Annotated in this window: 12 protein-coding genes and 1 riboswitch; of the genes, 10 read left to right on the top strand and 2 right to left on the bottom strand. The window is 54.2% G+C overall.

Annotated elements, in window-relative coordinates:
- Positions 1-19: 19 nt before the first annotated feature.
- Complete coding sequence (locus tag N7922_RS08700) at positions 20-1129, bottom strand: ABC transporter ATP-binding protein (protein WP_263100145.1); 1110 nt, start codon at positions 1127-1129, stop codon at positions 20-22.
- A gap of 353 nt (positions 1130-1482) precedes the next feature.
- Between N7922_RS08700 and N7922_RS08705 the strand changes: the two genes are divergently transcribed.
- From N7922_RS08705 to N7922_RS08730, 6 genes are all read left to right on the top strand, one after another.
- Positions 1483-2718, top strand: coding sequence for an extracellular solute-binding protein (locus tag N7922_RS08705; protein ID WP_263100146.1), 1236 nt, complete (start codon positions 1483-1485; stop codon positions 2716-2718).
- 56 nt (positions 2719-2774) lie between these two features.
- Positions 2775-4082 (top strand): carbohydrate ABC transporter permease, encoded by a 1308-nt coding sequence (locus N7922_RS08710; RefSeq protein ID WP_263100147.1) that lies wholly within the window; start codon positions 2775-2777, stop codon positions 4080-4082.
- Positions 4083-4092: 10 nt separating this feature from the next.
- Positions 4093-4944 (top strand): sugar ABC transporter permease, encoded by an 852-nt coding sequence (locus tag N7922_RS08715; protein WP_263100148.1) that lies wholly within the window; start codon positions 4093-4095, stop codon positions 4942-4944.
- A 4-nt stretch (positions 4945-4948) separates the two neighbouring features.
- Entirely contained in the window at positions 4949-6148 is a 1200-nt protein-coding gene (locus tag N7922_RS08720) for an arabinogalactan endo-beta-1,4-galactanase (RefSeq protein ID WP_263100149.1), read from the top strand.
- A 30-nt stretch (positions 6149-6178) separates the two neighbouring features.
- Complete coding sequence (locus N7922_RS08725) at positions 6179-8236, top strand: beta-galactosidase (protein WP_263100150.1); 2058 nt, start codon at positions 6179-6181, stop codon at positions 8234-8236.
- Positions 8237-8302: 66 nt separating this feature from the next.
- On the top strand, positions 8303-8614 hold the full coding sequence (locus N7922_RS08730) for a glucose PTS transporter subunit EIIB (protein WP_263100865.1): 312 nt from the start codon (positions 8303-8305) through the stop codon (positions 8612-8614).
- A 228-nt stretch (positions 8615-8842) separates the two neighbouring features.
- Here the strand turns inward: N7922_RS08730 and N7922_RS08735 are convergent, their stop codons facing one another.
- Positions 8843-10108 (bottom strand): maltoporin, encoded by a 1266-nt coding sequence (locus N7922_RS08735; protein WP_263100151.1) that lies wholly within the window; start codon positions 10106-10108, stop codon positions 8843-8845.
- A 268-nt stretch (positions 10109-10376) separates the two neighbouring features.
- On the opposite strand from N7922_RS08735, the gene N7922_RS08740 reads away from it, so the two are divergent.
- The 4 genes from N7922_RS08740 (at position 10377) to thiD (ending at position 14403) form a co-directional block, all read left to right on the top strand.
- A complete protein-coding gene (locus N7922_RS08740; protein WP_263100152.1) occupies positions 10377-11450 on the top strand; it encodes a LacI family DNA-binding transcriptional regulator in 1074 nt (357 codons plus the stop codon).
- Between the two features lie 119 nt (positions 11451-11569).
- Complete coding sequence (locus N7922_RS08745) at positions 11570-12541, top strand: Rpn family recombination-promoting nuclease/putative transposase (protein ID WP_263100153.1); 972 nt, start codon at positions 11570-11572, stop codon at positions 12539-12541.
- 145 nt (positions 12542-12686) lie between these two features.
- Positions 12687-12783: riboswitch (TPP riboswitch) on the top strand.
- A 34-nt stretch (positions 12784-12817) separates the two neighbouring features.
- A complete protein-coding gene (gene thiM / locus N7922_RS08750; RefSeq protein WP_263100154.1) occupies positions 12818-13606 on the top strand; it encodes a hydroxyethylthiazole kinase in 789 nt (262 codons plus the stop codon).
- The gene (thiD, locus tag N7922_RS08755; RefSeq protein WP_263100155.1) at positions 13603-14403 is read left to right on the top strand and encodes a bifunctional hydroxymethylpyrimidine kinase/phosphomethylpyrimidine kinase; all 801 of its coding nucleotides are present in this window, start codon (positions 13603-13605) and stop codon (positions 14401-14403) included. The genes thiM and thiD overlap by 4 nt, the downstream gene beginning before the upstream one ends.
- Positions 14404-14493 lie beyond the last annotated feature (90 nt).

Consider the following 14493-nt stretch of genomic DNA (forward strand, 5'->3'; position numbering starts at 1 on the left):
CTTTACCGTGTTCGACCGGCTAATCATGATGGGGCACCGGGATATCGGCGCTGACGCGCTGATCCTGATCGTCAAAAATCATGCAGTGCTGGCTGTCGAAGGCGAGCGTAATTTGCTGCCATGGGCGGAAATGGACATCACCTGGCAGCAGGATCTTGATATTGTCGTGGCCATAGCACTGACCGAACAGATACGTGTTGTTGCCCAGACGCTCAACCACTTCACACTGAAACGCCAGTGGTGTGCCGCGCGTGACGTCCGTCGAGAGATGTTCCGGGCGGATGCCCAGCGTAACCGCTGCGCCCGCCTGCAGCGGCGTGGTGGTGATCCCGAGGGTTAACTGATGCCCCTGCGCCAGCGTCACGCTCACTTCTCCCGGCTGCCAGTGATTGACGGTTGCAGGCAGGAAGTTCATTTTTGGCGATCCGATGAATCCGGCGACAAATTTGTTTTTCGGGTTGTAGTACAGCGACATCGGCGAACCCATCTGCTCGACATTGCCGTAGTTCATCACCACGATTTTGTCTGCCAGCGTCATCGCTTCCACCTGGTCATGGGTCACATACACCATGGTGGTTTTCAGCTCCTGGTGCAGGCGGGCGATATGCAAACGCATCTCTACGCGCAGTTCAGCATCGAGATTCGACAGGGGTTCATCGAACATAAATACCCGTGGGTTGCGCACGATGGCGCGGCCAATGGCGACGCGCTGGCGCTGGCCGCCAGAAAGCTGCTTCGGTTTTCTGTCCAGCAGATGCCCCAGTTGCAGGGTTTTCGCCACCATCTCCACCTGGCGACGGATCTCCTCTTTCGGCACCTTATTCACTTTCAGACCGTAGCCCATATTTTCCGCCACCGTCATGTGCGGGTAGAGAGCATAAGACTGGAACACCATCGATACCCCACGGTGAGCCGGTGCGATGTCGTTCATCACTTCGTCGCCAATCAGCACCTCGCCTTCGCTGACCTCTTCCAGACCGGCAATCATGCGCAGCATGGTGGACTTACCACAGCCGGAGGGGCCAACAAACACGGCGAACTCGCCATCTTCAATCGACAGATTCACATTGTTCAGCGTCACTGTGTCGCCAAACCGTTTGGTGACATTCCTCAGTTGTATATTGGACATCAACGTTCCCCAAAATTAGTAGCCGTGATGGGCGGTCTTCAGGCCTGTTTTCGAACATTTTGTTTTACGTATAACAATTTTTCGATAACGCCGGTAAACCGCTAAAACTCATGCTCTGACTATAACTTCCAGCATTTTTGCACCCTATATCGAATTTTCATTTCTGGAATGACGGTCACACAACTCGCAGTTAATTCTCGTTTTATTTCGTCGTGAAGCGTAGCGTATAACAAATTCAATAAGGCGCATGAATGCGTTTAAAGCCCAGCAATATCAAGTGATCTCTGTGATGGGTTGCCTGATGTTGCGGAATAAAAACCACAAAATTGTTATACCTTGACATGAGGTTGATAATGAAAAAGAACACCCTTACTGCACTGATCCTCTCCGCGCTCGCTGTGGCGCAGTCAATCAGCCTGCCGGCACAGGCGGCGACCCGGCAGCTTAACGTCTGGGAAGACATCAAAAAGTCGGTCGGCATCCAGGATGCCGTGCGCGATTTTGAACAAAAGTATGACGTTAAAGTGAACGTGCAGGAGATGCCTTATGCACAGCAACTGGAAAAATTGCGCCTCGATGGCCCGGCCGGTATCGGCCCGGATGTGCTGGTGATCCCGAATGACCAGTTGGGCGGCGCAGTGGTGCAAGGACTGCTGACGCCCCTGACTCTTGATAAAGAAAAAGCCGACGCGTTTACGCCCGCGTCCATTAACGCCTTCCGTCTGGACAACACCTTATACGGCGTTCCCAAGGCCGTGGAAACGCTGGTGCTGATTTACAACAAAGAGCTTATCGACAAACCGCTCGATAACCTCACGCAATGGCTCGACTACTCGAAAAAACAGCGTGAACAGAATAAATACGGCCTGTTGGCGAAATTTGACCAGATCTATTACAGCTGGGGCGCGGTCGGCCCAATGGGCGGTTACCTGTTCGGTAAAAACGACAAAGGCGGCTACAACCCGCAGGATATCGGCCTGAACAAACCGGGCGCGGTGGAAGCGGTGACCTTCCTGAAAAAATTCTACAGTGAGGGCGTGTTCCCATCGGGCATTCTCGGTGATAACGGCCTGAACGCCATTGATTCCCTGTTTACCGAGAAAAAAGCCGCCGCGGTCATTAACGGCCCGTGGGCCTTCCAGCCGTATGAGGCTGCGGGGATTAATTACGGCGTTGCGCCGCTGCCGAACCTGCCGGACGGCAAACCGATGAGCTCTTTCCTTGGCGTGAAAGGTTATGTCGTCTCCACCTGGAGCAAAGACAAAGCGTTAGCCCAACAATTTCTCGAATTTATTAACCAGCCGCAGTACGTGAAAACCCGCTATATCGCCACCCGTGAGATCCCGGCGCAAAAAGCGATGATTGACGATCCGGTTATCAAAAACGATGAGAAAGCCAGCGCGGTTGCCGTTCAGGCGGCGCGGGCAACGGCAATGCCGGGCATCCCGGAAATGGGCGAAGTGTGGGGGCCGGCGAACGCCGCGCTGGAGCTGAGTCTTACCGGCAAACAAGCGCCGCAGGCCGCGCTCGATGCTGCGACCAAACAGATCCATATGCAAGTCGAAGCCATGCAGGCCAGTAACCAGTAACCGCTTGTGGTAACAGAACGGGAGGGCCGCCTCCCGTTTGTGAAAAGGAGTCGTACGTGATTATCAGTCCCAGCGAAAATTTTGCCAAAGCGCGCGGCGCAGGGCGTCATGCGTGGTGCGGGCTGCTGTTGGCTATCGCGCCGGGTTTTGGCCAGTTCTATCATCGTCAGTGGCTGAAGGGAGCGATCTTCCTGGTGCTGCTGGCCAGTTTTATGGGCACATTTTACGATTTTCTGCGGGAAGGATTATGGGGGTTATACACCCTTGGCGAAGAAGTCCCGCGCGATAACTCTATCTTTTTGCTGGCGGAAGGCATTATCAGCGTGCTGGTGATCGCGTTTGGCCTGACGGTCTGGTACCTCTCGCTGCGCGACGCCTGGCTGAATGGCAAGAAGCGCGATGAAGGCAAGCCGCTGAACAGCGTACGCAAACAGTATCAACTGTTGCTGAGTGAGGGGTTCCCCTATTTGATGATCACCCCCGGCTTTATCCTGCTGGTTTTTGTGGTGATTTTCCCGATCCTGTTTGGTTTTGCCATCGCCTTCACCAACTACAACCTCTACCACACGCCACCGGCAAAGCTGGTGGATTGGGTGGCGTTTAAGAACTTCATCAATATTTTCACGCTCTCTATCTGGCGCTCCACCTTCCTGGATGTGCTGCAATGGACGGTGGTGTGGACATTGCTGGCCACCACCTTGCAGTGCACCGTTGGCGTTCTGCTGGCGATCCTCGTTAACCAGAAAGATCTGCGCTTTAAGCCGCTGGTGCGCACCATTTTTATTCTGCCATGGGCGGTGCCGGGGTTTGTCACCATTCTGGTGTTTGCCGGGATGTTTAACGACACCTTCGGGGTGATTAACAACGCCATTCTCGCGTTCTTTGGCATTGCGCCAAAGGCCTGGTTAACGGACCCGTTCTGGACGAAAACGGCGTTGATTATGATGCAGACTTGGCTGGGTTTTCCGTTTGTGTTTGCCATGACCACGGGCGTTTTGCAGGCCATTCCGGACGATTTGTATGAAGCGGCGAAAATGGACGGGGCCGGAACCTGGACGCGGCTGCGCACCATTACGCTGCCGCTGGTACTGTACTCCATCGCGCCGATCATCATTACGCAGTACACCTTCAACTTTAATAACTTCAACATCATTTATCTGTTCAACAACGGCGGCCCGGCGGTGGCAGGCGCGAACGCGGGCGGGACAGACATTCTGGTGTCGTGGATCTACAAACTGACGATGTCCTCTTCGCAGTATGCCATTGCGGCGACCATCACCATTCTGCTGTCGATTTTTGTCGTCGGCGTGGCGTTGTGGCAGTTCCGCGCCACCAAATCCTTCAAAAATGATGACATGGCATAAGGGAAGAAAAATGGCTAAATCACAAAGCATCCGCCGTGAGAAGTGGATCCGCCTGACGCTCTCCTGGCTGGTGATCGCGCTGGTGTCGCTGCTGATTATCTACCCGCTGGTCTGGACGGTGGGGGCGTCGCTTAACGCGGGCAACAGCCTGCTCAGTACGTCGATCATTCCGGAAAACCTGTCGTTCCAGCACTATGCTGACCTGTTTAACGGCCAGGTGAACTACATGACCTGGTACTGGAATTCGATGAAGATCAGCCTGCTGACCATGGTGCTGACATTAATCAGCGTCAGCTTTACCGCTTATGCGTTTTCCCGTTTCCGCTTTAAGGGGCGGCAAAACGGGCTGATGCTGTTTCTGTTATTGCAGATGATCCCGCAATTCTCCGCGCTGATTGCCATTTTTGTGCTGTCGCAGTTACTGGGATTAATCAACAGCCATATGGCGCTGGTGCTGATCTACGTTGCCGGCATGATCCCAATGAACACGTATCTGATGAAGGGCTACCTTGATGCCATCCCGCGCGATTTGGATGAATCCGCGCGCATGGATGGCGCGAGTAATTTCCGCATCTTTATCGAGATCATCATGCCGCTGTCGAAGCCGATTGTGGCGGTGGTGGCACTGTTCTCCTTCACCGGGCCGCTGGGGGATTTCATCCTCTCCAGCACCATTTTACGCACCCCGGACAAATTCACGCTGCCGATCGGGCTTTATAACCTGGTGGCGCAAAAAATGGGCGCCAGCTACACCACCTATGCGGCAGGAGCGGTGCTGATCGCCGTGCCGGTGGCGATCCTCTATCTGGCATTACAAAAATACTTCGTCTCCGGCCTGACCTCCGGCAGTACCAAAGGATAAGCACATGAAACGATTTACACCCGCTCTGCTTGCGGCATGTCTTTGCAGTTTTTCCACAAGCCTCGTTGCCGCCGATACCCTGACAACGCGCACGTTTACCAACATGCCCGTGGATTTTATTAAAGGGGCGGATATTTCCACGCTGCTGGATGCGGAAAAGCACGGGGCGAAATTTTACAACGCTAACAACCAGCAGCAAGACGCGATCGCCATCCTGAAAGCCAATGGCGTGAACTATGTCCGCCTGCGTCTGTGGCTCGATCCCAACGATGCGCAAGGGCAGGCTTACGGCGGCGGTAATAACGATCTCGCCACCACGCTTGCGCTGGCAAAACGGGCGAAAGCGCAGGGAATGAAGCTGCTGCTCGACTTTCACTACAGCGATTTCTGGACTGACCCGGGCAAACAGTTCAAGCCAAAAGCCTGGGAAAAAATGGATTACCCGCAGCTGAAAACAGCGATTCATGACTATACCCGCGACACCATCGCCCGCTTTAAGCAGGAGGGCGTGCTGCCGGATATGGTGCAAATTGGCAATGAGATCAACAGCGGCATGTTGTGGCCGGAAGGCAAAAGCTGGGGGCAGGGCGGCGGCGAGTTTGATCGGCTGGCGGGCTTGCTGAACGCGGCGATCGGCGGGCTCAGAGAGAACCTGAAAAACGGTGAGCAGGTGAAAATCATGCTGCACCTGGCGGAAGGCACCAAAAATGACACCTTCCGCTGGTGGTTTGATGAAATCACCAAACGCAACGTGCCGTTCGATGTGATTGGTCTGTCGATGTACACCTACTGGAACGGCCCCATCAGCGCGCTGCAAGCTAACATGGACGACATCAGCAAACGCTACAACAAAGATGTGATTGTGGTGGAAGCGGCCTATGGCTACACGCTGGCCAATTGCGATAACGCAGAAAACAGCTTCCAGGCAAAGGAAGAGAAAGACGGTGGTTACCCGGGCACGGTACAGGGGCAATATGACTTTATCCACGATTTAATGCAGTCGGTCATTAATGTTCAGGGCCAGCGCGGTAAAGGTATTTTTTATTGGGAGCCAACGTGGATTGCGGTTCCAGGAAATAGCTGGGCCACGCAGGCGGGAATGAAATATATCAATGACAAGTGGAAAGAAGGCAACGCGCGCGAAAATCAGGCGCTCTTTGATTGCCAGGGAAAAGTACTGCCGTCGGTACACGTCTTTAATTAATGTGGTGTGGTCATTTCCAGGATATTTAATATGAATAAATTTGCGCCTTTAAGCCCGAAGGTCGTCTCGCTATTGCACGGCGCGGACTATAATCCGGAGCAGTGGGAAAACTATCCCGATATTATTGATAAAGACATTGCCATGATGCAGCAGGCAAAATGCAATGTGATGTCTGTGGGTATATTTAGCTGGTCAAAACTCGAACCGCAGGAAGGGGTATTTAATTTCGCCTGGCTGGATACCATTATGGAGAAATTATATGCGGCGGGGATCCACGTATTTCTGGCGACGCCAAGCGGCGCGCGCCCGGCGTGGATGTCGCAACAGTACCCGGAAGTCCTGCGCGTTGGTCGCGATCGGGTGTCTGCGCTGCATGGCGGGCGACATAATCACTGTATGAGTTCCCCGGTTTACCGGGATAAAACTTTCAAAATCAACACGCTGTTGGCGGAACGCTATGCGCAACACCCGGCGGTGCTCGGCTGGCATATTTCCAACGAATACGGCGGCGAATGTCACTGTTCATTATGCCAGCAGCGATTCCGCGACTGGCTGAAAGCCCGTTACCAGACGCTGGAGAACCTCAATCACGCCTGGTGGAGCGATTTCTGGAGCCATACCTATATCGACTGGTCGCAGATCCAGTCGCCGTCACCACAGGGCGAGGTGTCAATTCACGGGCTGAACCTTGACTGGCGGCGCTTTAATACCGCACAGGTTACCGACTTCTGTCGCCATGAAATTGCACCACTGAAAGCCGCGAACGCCGCGTTGCCGGTGACCACCAACTTTATGGAGTATTTCTACGATTACGATTACTGGCAGCTTGCCGAACCGCTTGATTTTATCTCCTGGGACAGCTACCCGATGTGGCACCGGGATAAAGATGAGACTCAGCTTGCCTGCTATACCGCCATGTATCACGACATGATGCGCACCCTGAAAGGGGGCAAACCGTTTGTGTTGATGGAGTCAACGCCAAGCGTCACTAACTGGCAGCCCACCAGTAAGCTCAAAAAACCGGGTATGCATATTTTGTCGTCGTTGCAGGCGGTGGCGCACGGCGCCGATTCGGTGCAGTACTTCCAGTGGCGGAAAAGCCGTGGTTCGGTGGAGAAATTCCACGGCGCGGTCGTTGATCATGTCGGGCATCTCGATACCCGCGTGGGGCGTGAAGTCTGCGCGCTCGGCGAGATACTTAACACACTGACGCCGGTGATGGGCTGCCGCACGGAGGCGCGGGTGGCGATCATCTTTGACCAGCAGAACCGCTGGGCGCTGGATGATGCTGAAGGCCCGCGCAACTGCGGTATGGAGTATGAGAAGACGGTCAATGAGCATTACCGCCCCTTCTGGGAACAGGGCATCGCGGTGGATGTGATTAACGCCGATGCGGATCTGAGCCGTTATCAACTGGTGATTGCACCGATGCTGTACATGGTGCGTGAGGGGTTTGCACAGCGCGCCGAGGCGTTTGTCGCCAACGGCGGGCATCTGGTGACCTCGTACTGGACCGGGATCGTGAATGAATCTGACCTCTGTTATCTCGGGGGCTTTCCGGGGCCACTGCGTAAGCTGCTGGGCATTTGGGCGGAAGAGATTGACTGTCTGGCCGAGGGGGAACGCAATCTGGTGCAAGGGCTGGCGGGCAATCAGGCCGGACTCCAGGGGCCTTATCAGGTGCGTCATCTCTGCGAGCTTATCCACACTGAAAGCGCCCAGGCGCTGGCAACCTACCGGGATGATTTCTATGCCGGACGCCCGGCCGTGACGGTGAATCATGTCGGGAAAGGCAAGGCCTGGCACGTGGCGTCGCGCAACGATCTCGCGTTTCAGCGCGACTTCTTCTCTGCGCTCATCGACGAACTGGCATTGCCGCGCGCCCTGGCAGTGGATCTACCGCCAGGGGTAGTGGCGACGGCGCGTACCGACGGTGACACCACGTTTGTGTTTATCCAGAACTTTAGCGCCCAGCCGCAAGGTATCACCCTGCCGCCGGGTTATCAGGATTGTCTGTCGGCCTCCCCGGCCAGCGGTGCCATGACGCTGACGCCATGGGACTGCCGTGTTGTTAGTCGTAACGCGTAAGTGTTGTCTGTGCGCCTGCCCATTCGGGCAGGCGTTTTTTTATCTGCTGATTATCAGGAGACGATGATGGTGAGCCTTAAATCCTTTCTGCACTACTTCTCTCATCCGCAACCGGCAACGCCGGTCAGTGCCGATGAGCTGCTAAAAATTCAGCGCCTGGCGCAGGCGTTTGGCGGGGCGGAGAATATTGAACAGGTGGATGCCTGTATTACCCGTCTGCGGGTAACGGTAAAGAATCTGGCAATTGTTGATTCACAGGCGCTGCAAAATGAGGGCGCGTTGGGAGTGATTATTCTCGGTCAACAGGTGCATGCGATATTTGGTAAACAATCCGATGCGCTACGTAAATTACTGGATGACCATTTCTCTGCGCGTTAAGAGATAAAAAAAGGGATACCCGTAATGGGTATCCCGAAATAAAAGAAAGCAATGGCAATATCACTCAGTATTAGAGATAACGTAAATAATGATGTTCAGCGCGACGACATAAAATCCTTCGCGTTATAGTGTGGCGGCACAGCTATCACTCTCCAGACGATTACTGAAGTAAATAGTCAAAGTAACAGTGGCAGCGAACAAAAAGATAACGCGACGGATGATGTCTGGTTACCACCAGGCTTCAACTTGTACGCCAAAATTCCACGTATTATTTTTTGTTCCGTCTTCAAATGATTTCCCATCTTCGGAATCGTTTAAATACGAGGCAAAAACACGCAGTTCCGGACGTGACATAAATTCCGGGCCATCCGCCAGACCCACGGCAAAGGTGTATTTCTCACCACTTTGTTTATAGTGCGTGCCGTTTTTGTAGTCATCTTTTTGGTAGAAGCTACCGACTTCGCCAATCAAACGCACATAGTTAGTCAGTTGATACTGCGCACGCCCGACCAGCGACACCAGACGGGTTTTGTCGGTGTATTCGGTGATGTCATTCGCCGCGCCATAGGTCAGCACGTGGTTCAACGAGAATTTGTCTGTAATCGGAATCAGACCGGTGTTGATCACGCGGTAACCGCTGGCGTCGTTCACATAGTGCCACATGTCATACCAGCCGCCGCCCTGGGAGACCATATTCTGCGCCAGCCCTTTGTTGGCGTATTGCAGTACCAGCTTGTTATAACCGCCGAACATGTCCTGACTGATCTCGCCGGTGACCATGACGCCGTTGTCAGCATCGTACAGTCCACCGTACGTTTTTTGTTTGTTGGTGGGGTTGGGCATGGCGTAATCGACGCCAAATTCGGTCCATGCGCCAGACCACGGTTTCCAGCCTGCATAGCGCAGATCGAGATAGTTGATGTTGACGTCGTTGTCGTTATCGACGCGGTAATCCACATCATTGGCATCCCCACGGATCCAGGCAAAAGAGACCGCGCCTGGGCCGACACTGTAGTTCTCGATACCGGCGCCGGAACCGGAGATATTCCAGTATTTGGTATCAATGATGTGCAGATCGTGGCGCTGATAGTAGCGTTTACCGCCCCAAATCACCGCATTGGGATCGCCGGGGATCAGCCCCTTAATTTGCAGATTTAACTGACGCAAACCAAATTGGGCATCATCGCCAAAGGTGGTTTCGCTGTCGTTAGAGCCGTCGGAGACCATGCTGACCATGGTATCGAGATAAAAACTCACCTCGTCTTTTTTATACACTTCCGAGCCCAGTTCGACTTCGCCGTAAGTATCGGCTTCGTTACCGAGGCGACCGAGCTTGTTTTTTTGCCACTCCACCATGCCGCCATCGCCCGACACGCCTACGCCGCCGCGCAGGTAACCGTGAAAGTCGATCGGCACAGAAGAGGCTGCCAGCAGTGAAGGTGAAGTCAGCGCAGCGGCTAACGCAAGGGTCAGAGTGCGTAGCGTAGTGTTCATATCATTCCTCTTATTGTTTTGTATTACGTTCACATAAACGATGTCATAAAATGCCTAAATGTAAAAACAGGCAAACTGACAATCACGAATGTGTGATTAACTGCAAATAAATCAGTCTTTTTTGTTACCAATAGCGAATTTATTAAGGAGGTTGTGTATTGTGAGCGTGATACTTTTATGGTGGTTTCTATGAGGGTGAAAGTGTGGTGAGCGTTTTTTTAGATGGCCCCTGTTACAATTGGCGCATAACAACATAAGGAACCGGACCATGAAGTCTAAAAGTGCCACATTAGAGGATGTTGCCCGCCATGCGGGGGTCTCCTACCAGACGGTGTCCAGGGTACTCAACAAATCTGCCAATGTATCCGAAGCCACGCGTCTCAAGGTGGAGAAATCCATTGAGCTGCTGCGTTACGTACCCAATCGTCTTGCTCAGCAACTGGTGGGCAAGCAGAGTCAGACCATCGGACTGGTGACCACTTCCCTGGCGTTACACGCCCCTTCACAGGTGGCGGCAGCGGTAAAACGCTACGCCAATATGGATGGTTATCAGGTGCTGATCTCAATGATTGATGAGAACGTCAATCATGATATTCAATCTGCGATCAATGAGCTGAAGTCGCAGTTGGTGGATAAAGTCATTATTAACGTGCCGTTAGAAACCGAGCAGGCGCAACACATTGCGGCTGAGAACGATGACATTGTTTGTCTGTTCCTTGATGTCGATCCCTACAGTTCGGTGTTTAACGTTTCGTTTAACCCGGCAGACGGCACACGCGCCAGCGTCAAACATCTGTACGATTTAGGGCACCGGGAGATTGCGCTGCTGGCAGGGCCTGCGTCATCGGTCTCAGCAAAATTGCGTCTGAAAAGCTGGGTCGAAACACTTAACAGCTATGGTCTGAAGCCGGTGACGGTGTTTCACGGCAACTGGGATGCGCAAAGCGGCTACGCCGGTGCGTTGCAAATGTTGCGGGAGACACCCAATTTTACCGCAGTGCTGGTGGGCAACGATCAGATGGCATTGGGTGTGCTCAGCGCGTTTCATCAGCATCAGGTGGCGATCCCCGGTGAGAAGTCGGTGGTGGGGTATGACGATACCTATGAAAGTTCCTTTTTCTACCCGGCGCTGACCACTGTTTCGCTGGATCTTGATTTACAGGGTAAGGAAGCGGTGCGCCGCCTGCTCGACAGCGGGTATAGCGACACCACGCGCAGTTCATCTGTTTTGCCCGCCCGATTGATCGTGCGCCACTCCACCGGTACGCCGCAGGGACAGGGAACTAATTTGCAGGCGATTGCCCAGCAGTTGCAGGCAATTGCGCATCAGTTGTTGAAGTAAAAGGAAAGCGTAATCTCATTGTTTTTACTTGGTTTTTAGGAATGTGTTGTGTGTACATGCCTTGCCTCTGGTGCTATTCAGGAGCGTAACGTTAGCGCCAGAGAGGCAAAGGCCAGAACATGTCCAACAAGAAAAGCAAGCGAGGGAAAAACGGCACGCCGACCCCGCATGATGCTGTGTTTAAGCAGTTTCTGACAAACCCGGAGACGGCCCGGGATTTTATGATGTTGCATTTACCGGAACATCTGCGGGTTCTCTGCGATCTTCGAACCTTGAAGCTGGAGTCAGGAAGTTTTGTTGAGGAGAGCTTACGCCCCTATTACAGTGATGTGCTCTACAGTCTGAAGACCGTCGCGGGAGAGGGGTATGTGCATGTCCTGATTGAGCATCAATCAACTCCGGATCAATGCATGGCATTCCGGCTGCTTCGTTATGCTGTTGCGGCCATGCAACGGCACCTGGATACCGGGCATAAAAAACTGCCTCTGGTTATCCCGGTATTATTCTATACCGGTAAACGTAGCCCGTATCCCTACTCAACCAACTGGTTGCAACTGTTTGATTTACCTTCGGTGGCGGAAATACTCTATAGTCGTGATTTCCCGCTGGTGGATGTGACGGTGATCCCGGATGACGAGATCATGAATCACCGCAGTATTGCGGCACTGACATTGTTGCAAAAACACATCCATCAGCGTGACCTCAGTGAATTGCTGGACAAGCTTGCCACGCTCTTACTGACCGAATACATGACAGGACAGCAATTGGTTTCACTGATAAACTACCTCGTACAGGCTGGCGAAACATCCGACGCAGAAGCCTTTGTCCGTGAACTGGCGCAGCGGGTGCCACAGCATGAGGATCAACTGATGACTATCGCGCAACAGCTAGAACAAAAAGGCATTGAGAAAGGTATTGAGAAAGGCATCGAAAAAGGTATTCAGCTTGGAGAGCAGCGCGGTATTGAGAAGGGGCGCAAGGAAGAAGCGCTACGGATTGCCCGCACCATGCTTCAGAACGGCCTCGATCGCAACGTGGTGATGGAAATGACAGGCCTCGGCGAAGAGCAACTCGCGCAGATCCGTCACTGATTTCGCTACTGCAACCTGCCGCGTGCGATGAGCGTATCGCTGCCGCCGGATGGTCATCTTCGCTGCCGCTTTATCTGTGGCAGGACGTTTAACCCGCTTGTGTTCACCTGTCCATTCCCTTAATCTGCTGACCGGGACGCACTGTCCCTTTGACTCGGGGTGCCCTTCCTTGTGAAGGCTGAGAAAAACCCGTATTACCTGATCTGGATAATGCCAGCGTAGGGAAGTCAGATGCCTGCCCGGCATCCCTTCTTCACGCCGGGCAGGAGCGAATTTATGCAACCTGACCTGCTTGATCATGCGCAAACTGCGCATGCGTTACAGCAATTCCGCCGCCGTTCTCCTCTTGTACACTGCATGACCAATGACGTTGTGCAAACCTTCACTGCCAACGTGTTGTTAGCGCTGGGCGCGTCGCCTGCGATGGTGATTGAACCCGAAGAAGCGCAGCAATTCAGCGCCATTGCCGATGCGTTATTGATTAACGTCGGGACGTTAACCCGTGAACGCGCCGATGCGATGCGTGCGGCGATTGACAGCGCGCGAGCGGCGGGCACGCCCTGGACACTGGATCCTGTTGCTGTCGGCGCGCTGACCTTCCGCACGCAGTTCTGCCAACAGCTTCTTACTCTGCAACCTGCCGCCATTCGCGGTAACGCCTCGGAGATCCTGGCGCTGGCCGGGATGAGTGCAGGCGGGCGCGGCGTGGACACGACCGATACCGCCAGCACGGCGCTACCCGCTGCACAAACGCTTGCACGGCAAAGCGGTGCGATTGTGGCCGTGACCGGGGAAGTGGATTACATCACGGATGGCGAGCGCACCCTGATGGTCACCGGCGGTGATGTGCTGATGACGCGTGTGGTTGGCACCGGTTGTGCCTTGTCGGCGGTGGTGGCGGCCAGTTGTGCGCTGGAAGGCGACCGGCTGATCAATGTGGCTGCCGCTTGTGCCTTTATGGCGCAGGCGGGCGGTCTGGCCGTGACGAACAGCACAGGATCGGGCAGTTTTGTGGCTGAATTTCTCGATGCGCTGTATGCGATGAACGGGGAGGGGCAGCAATGAAACGGATCAACGCCTTAACCATTGCCGGTACCGATCCCAGCGGCGGGGCCGGGATCCAGGCTGACCTGAAGACCTTTTCCGCTTTAGGCGCTTATGGCTGTTCGGTGATCACCGCACTGGTGGCGCAGAACACCCGCGGGGTACAGTCGGTCTATCGCATTGAACCGGATTTTGTCGCCGCACAGCTCGATTCCGTACTGAGTGATGTACGCATTGATACCACTAAAATTGGCATGCTGGCGGAGACCGACATCGTTGAAGCGGTGGCGGAACGCCTGCAACGCTACCGGGTGCGCAATGTGGTGCTGGACACCGTCATGCTCGCCAAGAGCGGCGACCCGTTGTTATCGCCATCGGCGGTGTCGGCGTTGCGTCAGCATTTACTGCCGCAGGTTTCACTTATTACACCCAATTTACCGGAAGCCGCCGCGCTGCTGGATGCCCCGCATGCCCGGACAGAAAAAGAGATGCATGCGCAGGGGGAAGCGTTGCTGGCATTAGGCTGTGAAGCGGTATTGATAAAAGGCGGGCATCTGGATGATGCAGAGAGCCCGGACTGGCTCTTCACCCGCGATGGCGCACAGCGCTTTACGACGCCACGCGTGGCAACGAAAAACACCCACGGTACGGGATGTACGCTCTCTGCCGCACTGGCGGCGCTGCGCCCACGTCATAACGACTGGGCAGCGACCGTGGCAGACGCAAAAAACTGGCTAACCGCGGCGCTGGCACAGGCGGACTCGCTGGAGGTGGGACACGGCATCGGGCCAGTGCACCATTTTCATCAGTGGTGGTAAAACCACATACGAAACGTGCCAGCAGATTATGCTGAAAAAAAGCGTCGGCGGTGGAAAATTACGCGCATGAAGACCAGGATTATCTCTGCC

This window comes from Kosakonia sp. ML.JS2a (genome assembly GCF_025642095.1).
GTDB lineage: Bacteria > Pseudomonadota > Gammaproteobacteria > Enterobacterales > Enterobacteriaceae.

What these genes read in the sequence shown, in the direction of transcription:
- N7922_RS08715 (WP_263100148.1), top strand. Translation starts at nt 4,093, where the DNA reads ATGGCTAAATCACAAAGCATCCGCCGTGAGAAGTGGATCCGCCTGACG.
- N7922_RS08735 (WP_263100151.1), bottom strand. Translation starts at nt 10,108, where the DNA reads ATGAACACTACGCTACGCACTCTGACCCTTGCGTTAGCCGCTGCGCTG.
- N7922_RS08705 (WP_263100146.1), top strand. Translation starts at nt 1,483, where the DNA reads ATGAAAAAGAACACCCTTACTGCACTGATCCTCTCCGCGCTCGCTGTG.
- thiM (WP_263100154.1), top strand. Translation starts at nt 12,818, where the DNA reads ATGCAACCTGACCTGCTTGATCATGCGCAAACTGCGCATGCGTTACAG.
- N7922_RS08725 (WP_263100150.1), top strand. Translation starts at nt 6,179, where the DNA reads ATGAATAAATTTGCGCCTTTAAGCCCGAAGGTCGTCTCGCTATTGCAC.
- N7922_RS08745 (WP_263100153.1), top strand. Translation starts at nt 11,570, where the DNA reads ATGTCCAACAAGAAAAGCAAGCGAGGGAAAAACGGCACGCCGACCCCG.
- N7922_RS08740 (WP_263100152.1), top strand. Translation starts at nt 10,377, where the DNA reads ATGAAGTCTAAAAGTGCCACATTAGAGGATGTTGCCCGCCATGCGGGG.
- thiD (WP_263100155.1), top strand. Translation starts at nt 13,603, where the DNA reads ATGAAACGGATCAACGCCTTAACCATTGCCGGTACCGATCCCAGCGGC.
- N7922_RS08720 (WP_263100149.1), top strand. Translation starts at nt 4,949, where the DNA reads ATGAAACGATTTACACCCGCTCTGCTTGCGGCATGTCTTTGCAGTTTT.
- N7922_RS08700 (WP_263100145.1), bottom strand. Translation starts at nt 1,129, where the DNA reads ATGTCCAATATACAACTGAGGAATGTCACCAAACGGTTTGGCGACACA.
- N7922_RS08730 (WP_263100865.1), top strand. Translation starts at nt 8,303, where the DNA reads ATGGTGAGCCTTAAATCCTTTCTGCACTACTTCTCTCATCCGCAACCG.